General features: G+C 72.9%; 5 protein-coding genes. 3 read left to right on the top strand and 2 right to left on the bottom strand.

Translation table 11 applies throughout. The annotated features are described in order from the left end of the window. Window positions 1-474: 474 nt before the first annotated feature. On the bottom strand, window positions 475-2199 hold the full coding sequence (locus ISU07_RS16545; protein WP_194707922.1) for an FG-GAP repeat domain-containing protein: 1725 nt from the start codon (window positions 2197-2199) through the stop codon (window positions 475-477). A 144-nt stretch (window positions 2200-2343) separates the two neighbouring features. Here ISU07_RS16545 and ISU07_RS16540 point away from each other — a divergent pair, with 144 nt between their 5' ends. The 3 genes from ISU07_RS16540 to ISU07_RS16530 are packed head-to-tail and all read left to right on the top strand — an operon-like array spanning window position 2344 to window position 5688. Next, window positions 2344-2703 (top strand): hypothetical protein, encoded by a 360-nt coding sequence (locus ISU07_RS16540; protein WP_194707921.1) that lies wholly within the window; start codon window positions 2344-2346, stop codon window positions 2701-2703. A gap of 39 nt (window positions 2704-2742) precedes the next feature. Next, the gene (locus ISU07_RS16535) at window positions 2743-4392 is read left to right on the top strand and encodes a bifunctional 3'-5' exonuclease/DNA polymerase (protein WP_194707920.1); all 1650 of its coding nucleotides are present in this window, start codon (window positions 2743-2745) and stop codon (window positions 4390-4392) included. A gap of 18 nt (window positions 4393-4410) precedes the next feature. Then, window positions 4411-5688: an alpha/beta fold hydrolase gene (locus ISU07_RS16530; protein WP_194707919.1), complete on the top strand. Its 1278-nt coding sequence runs from the start codon at window positions 4411-4413 to the stop codon at window positions 5686-5688. 31 nt (window positions 5689-5719) lie between these two features. Here the strand turns inward: ISU07_RS16530 and ISU07_RS16525 are convergent, their stop codons facing one another. Beyond that, window positions 5720-6340 (bottom strand): hypothetical protein, encoded by a 621-nt coding sequence (locus ISU07_RS16525; protein ID WP_194707918.1) that lies wholly within the window; start codon window positions 6338-6340, stop codon window positions 5720-5722. Between the last annotated feature and the right edge of the window lie 5 nt (window positions 6341-6345).

Raw genomic sequence — 6345 nt, 5'->3', positions numbered from 1 at the left:
CATGGTGGTCGAGCCGTGAGGCCGGCCACGGCCGAGCGTGTCGAGACCCGGTGAGCGGTCGGCGTACGTCTCGCCCGGCTCGACCACCATGGAGCGGGGGCATGGTGGTCGAGCCGTGAGGCCGGCCACGGCCGAGCGTGTCGAGACCCGGTGAGGGGTCTCGACACGGGCTCGCTGGCGCTCGCCCGGCTCGACCAGCATGGAGCGAGGGCATGGTGGTCGAGCCGTGAGGCCGGCCACGGCCGAGCGTGTCGAGACCCGGTGAGGGGTCTCGACACGGGCTCGCCGGCGCTCGCCCGGCTCGACCACCATGAAGCGGATGGCGCTCGCCCGGCTCGACCACCACGGAGCGAGGGGATGGTGGTCGAGCCGTGAGGCCGGCCACGGCCGAGCGTGTCGAGACCCGGTGAGCGGTCGGCGTACGTCTCCCCGGGTCTCGTGACAGGACTTCGTCCTTCCTCGACCAACGGGGTGTCAGGAGCTGGTAGTGGGACCCATCCCGTTGCGGAGCAGGTTGCCGCGGCCGGTGGGCCAGGGGAGACAGCCGGTGCCGGAGCCGGGGACCGTGTAGACGTCGAGGCCGTGGTCGAAGGTCGTCAGCACCACCTCCAGGTCACCGTCGCCGTCGAGGTCGCCGATCGACGGGGCGGCGGGCACGCCGATGCCGTTGCCGTCGGAGCCCTGGTGCCTCAGCGTCAGGTCGTACAGCTTCTTGCCGCGCGCGCTCAGCACGAGGAGGCGGCCCGCGTCGCGGTGCAGCGCGTACGTGCCGAGCACCAGCTCCGGCGTGCCGTCACGGTTGAGGTCGGCGGCGACCACTTCGGAGGCGAAGGTCTTGGCGGTCTTCGATGCGTACGCCGTGCGCCAGAGCAGCCTGCCGTCCGGCGACACGGCGTACACGCCGCCACCGGGGAGCGCCGAGACGATCTCGGGGCGGTGGTCGCCGACCAGGTCGATGACGGTGGGAGCGGGGATACCGGAGGGCGGGTACCAGTCGCCGTCCGGCCGGTACGCCGGCCGGTTCGACATCACCAGGTGCTCGAAGCCGTGGTGGCGGCGGGCGGACCGGCGGCCGTCGCCGTACGACCCGTCGAGCACCATGAACGCGAAACCCTGGGTGCGGTAGGGGATGTGCTTCTCGGCGTTGGGGATGCCGACGACCTCGTTGCGGCCGTCCCCGTCGAGGTCCGCGACCGACGGCGGCGACGCGGTCCACTGCAGCCACGTCTGCCGCGCCGGGTTCGGCCACTCCCCGACGTGCTGGTGGTAGTGCCGCCGCTCCACGCGCGGGTCCGCCCACCGGATGAACTGCCCCCATCCCATGCGCCGGCCGTCGTACTGCGACTCGCGGTTCCGGAACCACGGCGACGCCAGCACGGACGTGCCGTCGTCGTTGAACACGTTGACCTGGTGGTTGTCGAACGTCGTGACGACCTCGAGCTCGGGGTCGTCGTCGAGGTTGCCGATGCCGACGTTCTCGCCGTACGCGCCGTACCCGTGGTTGCCCATCCCGTTGAAGCGCAGGTCGTTCCCGGGGCCGGACAGCCGGTTGTACCTCGGCCACGCGGGCGCGTGCCCGCCCTGGGGCTGGAACAGGTCGCCCTCGGCGTCGAAGACGAAGACCTGCGCACCCGTCGACGAGGTGTTCGTGGTGGTCACCACCACCTCGACGCGGCCGTCGCCGTCCAGGTCGGCCGCCGCCATCCCGCGCGCCTCCGGCGACTGGCCGCCGCTGTCAGTGGACGCCGGCCAACCCGGCTTGAGGCGGAGGCTGCCGCCGCGGAGCTCGTACGCCGCCACGGTGCCCTCGTTGCCGGCCACCACGATGTCGGGGGTGCCGTCGCCCTCGAGGTCGGTCACGACGCCCGGCGGGTACACGCGGCCGGCGCTGGCCGTCCCACGCCCGAGCTCCTTGCCGTTCGCGTCGAACACGAACGTCGAGTAGAACGGCGCGACGATCTCGAGCCGCCCGTCGCCGTCGAGGTCGACCAGTCCCGGTGAGGAGAACCAGCCCGTCTCGCCGGTGGCGATGTTCCGCACGAACCTCGGCTGCTTCACCGCCGCCGTGCCGCCCTGGTCGGTGCAGGAGCCCACGACGGCTCGTGCAGGGTCGGGTGAGGGGACGGTCGAGCTCGCGGGCAGAGCACCGGCGACGGCGACGACGCCGACAGCGCCGGCCAGCAGGCGGGGGGAGCGCATGCCCGGACGATAACCCTGTGAGGTCGCCGGCGATGGCCAGCCGCGGTCCTCGCGGACCCACGGATCTCGGAGCCGGCAGACTTTGCCGTCCCCTGAGCACGTGTGCTCACGTGTCGGCGACGCCCGAGGGCACACCCTGGGTCCATGACCACCGCGGCGCCCGACACCGACCGAACCTCACGACGTCGCCGGTGGCTCGGGACCGCTGCCGTCGGGACACTTGCACTGGCGGACTTCGGCGCCTTCCTCGGGATGCTGGGTCTGGTCATCGACCGGTTCCAGCGGACGCACCACGATCCGCGCAGCAGCTTCCTGTTGTGGTCGGATCTCGGACAGCCGCTGGCCGTCGGCATGTGGTGCCTGTTGGTGGTCAACGGACTGCTGCTCTGCGGGCTGCGCGGGACCCGTCAGGTCGGCGTCGGTCTGCTGCTGGCCGCGGTCGCGTTCGCAGTCCCGGTCGTGCTCTGGGCGGTGTGGGCGATCCTGACCTTCACGTGGGGCTGAGGGCGCCGGGCCGTCCCCGCCGGATGACACGCTGAGCTCGTGACCCGCGTCGCGCTGTCCCGCCTGCCCGGCGATCGGGTGTCGGTCGTCGAGCCCGGAGACGTCCGGGAGCTCGCGGTGGCCGACCTGGCGGCGTACGTCGCGGACCGGGAGCCCGACGGACCGCGCTGGGTCTGGGACGACTCGGCCCGGTGGTACCCGCCGCTGCTGGAGGCCGGGGTACGGCTGGGCCGGTGCCACGACCTGCGGCTCGGCCACCACCTGCTGCGGCGAGCACCGGCCGTCGACCAGTCGCTGTTGGACGGCGAGGAGTCGACGCTGTGGGACCGGCTCGGGCCGAGCGTGCCGTCGGACCCGGCGCTGTTCGTGGTGGAGGACCCGGCCGAGCACCTGCGGGCCGACCTCGAGGACGCGCGCCAGCTGGCCGCCGTCGAGGCGTCGCCGGAGTCGACGCGGCTGGAGCTGTTGCTCGCCGCCGAGTCGGCCGGGGCGCTGGCGGCGGTGGAGATGACGCACGCCGGGCTGCCGTGGCGGGTCGACGTGCACGAGGAGCTGCTGGTCGAGCGGCTGGGTGCGCGACCACCCCGCGGTGCGCGGCCGGCCAAGCTGGAGGCGCTGGCTCTCCAGGTGCGCGAGGCCTTGGACGCACCAGGTCTCAACCCCGACTCGCGGCCGGAGCTGCTGGCGGCGCTGCGCCGGGTCGGGCTGGACGCGACCGACACCCGTGCCCGTTCCCTGCGGGCACTGGACCATCCGGCGATCGAGCCGCTGCTCGCCTACAAGCACCTGTCCCACCTCTTCTCGAACAACGGCTGGGAGTGGATCGACCAGTGGGTGCGCGGCGGCCGGTTCCGCCCGTCGTACCAGCCCGCAGGCTCGACCACGGGTCGCTGGTCCTCCAACGGCGGAGGCGCGCTGTCGATCCCGGTGCAGGTGCGGCCCGCCGCCATCGCCGACGACGGCTGGACGCTGGTCGTCGCCGACGTGGCCCAGCTCGAGCCGCGGGTGCTGGCCGGGATGAGCGGCGACCGCGCGCTGGCCTCGGCGGCGCGGGGCGCCGACCTCTACCAGGGCATGGTCGACGCGGGCGCCGTCGCCCAGCGCGCCGACGCCAAGGTCGGCCTGCTGGGGGCGATGTACGGCGCCACCACCGGCGAGAGCGGCCGGATGGTCGCGGGCCTGACGCGGCGGTACCCCGCGGCGTTCGGCCTCGTCGAGGACGCGGCGCGCGCCGGTGAGCGCGGCCAGGTCGTCCGTACCCTCCTCGGCCGCGGTTCGCCCGACATCGGCGACGCCTTCGACCACGACCCCGACGACCCGCCTCCGGACACCGACGTCCTGGCCCGGCGCCGCCGCGCCTACGGCCGCTTCACGCGCAACTTCGTGGTCCAGGGCACCGGCGCCGAGTGGGCGCTGTGCTGGATCGCCGACCTCCGCCACCGCCTTTGGCGCCTCGGTGGCGACGGCCCGCTGACCTCCCGCCCCCACCTCGTCTTCTTCCTCCACGACGAGGTCGTCGTGCACGCCCCCGTCGCCCTGGCCGCGGCCGTCGCCGAGGAGGTCGGCGAGGCCGCTGCTGTGGCCGGGCGCCTGCTCTTCCGCGACGTCGCCGTCGACTTCCCCCTCAACGTCGCGGTCGTGCAGTCGTACGCCGAGGCGGGCAAGCCCGGGGCTGTCGCCGAGGCCTAGGGGGGCCAGAATCTCGCCATGGTCACCCGCATCCCCGGCTACGTGCTCACCGACCACACGGTCGAGGTACCGCTCGACCATGCGTCGCCGGACGACGGGCGCACGATCGAGGTGTTCGCTCGCGAGGTGGTGTCGGTCGACAAGGAGAAGGACGTCGCGGACCTGCCGTGGCTGGTGTTCCTCCAGGGCGGCCCCGGCGGGAAGTCACCGCGGCCCTTCGCGGGCGCGGGCGGGTGGCTCGGGCACGCCACCAAGACGCACCGGGTGCTCCTGCTCGACCAACGGGGCACCGGCCGCAGCACCCCGCTGACCCGGCTCACCGTCGAGGGCTGGTCGGACGCGGACATCGCGGCGTACCTGCGGCTGTTCCGCGCCGACAGCATCGTCCGCGACGCCGAGGTGCTGCGCGAGAGGCTTGCCGGCGGCAAGAAGTGGGAGACGTTCGCGCAGAGCTACGGCGGTTGGGTGACCATGACGTACCTGTCGCTGGCGCCCGAGGGTCTGGACGCCTGCTACGTCCTCGGCGGCCTGCCCGGCCTGACGGCGAGCGCCGACGACGTCTACGCGCGGACCTACCCGCGGGTCGCCGACAAGAACGCCGCGTACTACGCGCGGTACCCCGACGACGCGGCGTTGGTCCGCCGCATCGCTGACCACCTGTCCTCGCACGAGGTCCTGCTGCCCGACGGCGACCGGCTGACGACCCGGCGTCTGCGCCGGCTCGGTGACGGGTTCGGGATGAGCAACGGCTACGAGCAGCTGCACTGGATGCTCGACGAGGCGTGGCACGGCGACCGGCTCTCCGACCTGTTCCTGTACGACGTGATGAGCCAGACCGGCCACGTCGAGGGGCCGCTGTTCCCCTTGCAGGAGTACATCTACGGCCAGCCTGGTTCCCGCGCGAGCGCCTGGGCCGCCGAGCGGGCGATGGCTGCGCTGCCGGAGTTCGCCGACAAGGCCGACCCGCTGCTGTTCACCGGCGAGATGTTCTACTCCTGGATGTTCGAGGAGGTGCGCGCCCTGGCGCCCTTCCGCGGCGCGGCCGACGACCTCGCGACGTACGACCAGTGGGGCCCGCTCTACGACCTCGACCGGCTCGCCGCCAACGAGGTGCCGGTCCTCGCCGCGGTCTACTTCGACGACATGTACGTCGACTCGGGCCTCCAGCTCGAGACGGCGAGGTACGTCGGGAACACGCGAGCCTGGGTCACCAACGAGTACGAGCACGACGGCATCCGCGCCGACGGCCCCCGCATCCTCGGCCGGCTGATGGACATGAAGGCCGGTCGCGTCTGACCGACGGCACGAGTGGACGCTGAGCTCGAGCTCAGTCGAGCAGGAGGACCGCTCCGACCGCCGCGGTGTACAGGTGCGCCCAGAAGGGCGGGTTGAACGGCCCCGCGAACCGGGTCACCACCAGGCCTGCCGCGAAGACCAGTCCCCACCCGAGCCCGGTCCAGCCGAGCCACGTCGGCAGGATGTCCGAGACGAGCACGGCGATCCCGAGCACGGCGGAGGCGGCGTAGGCGGAGAGCATGTGCACGCAGTACAGCGCCGCGGACCAACGGTCGTGGGCGGCGAAGCCGTCGGGCACGTGCCCGAGGGTGACCGTGCGCTCCGCCGCCCATGGCACCACCGTGAGACGGAAGGCCAGCGACGCGATCCAGCCGACGCCCCCGGCCAGGTACGCCGTGGCGGCCATGGCCGCGAGAACGCGGGCCGTGGGCTGTTCCAGACCCGCCGCCAGACCCACCAGCCCCGAGGGCGTGACGAGCATGGCCGCCACCATCCAGACATGGATCCAGACCCATCGACGTCGGTCGCGGTGGATCAGCGGCAGCGAGTCCTGCATCGGTCGCTGGTAGTCCAACCGCCAGCGGGTCGCACCCACGAGGAAGATCCCGAGCCCGGCAACGAGGACGCTCCCGACCAGTCCAGAACCCTCCACACGGA

The organism is Nocardioides islandensis, from assembly GCF_015352455.1.
In the GTDB taxonomy this organism is placed as follows: Bacteria; Actinomycetota; Actinomycetes; order Propionibacteriales; family Nocardioidaceae; genus Nocardioides; species Nocardioides islandensis.
The sequence above is the reverse complement of the archived record's forward strand: the minus strand, read 5'-3'. Positions and strand labels throughout refer to the sequence as shown.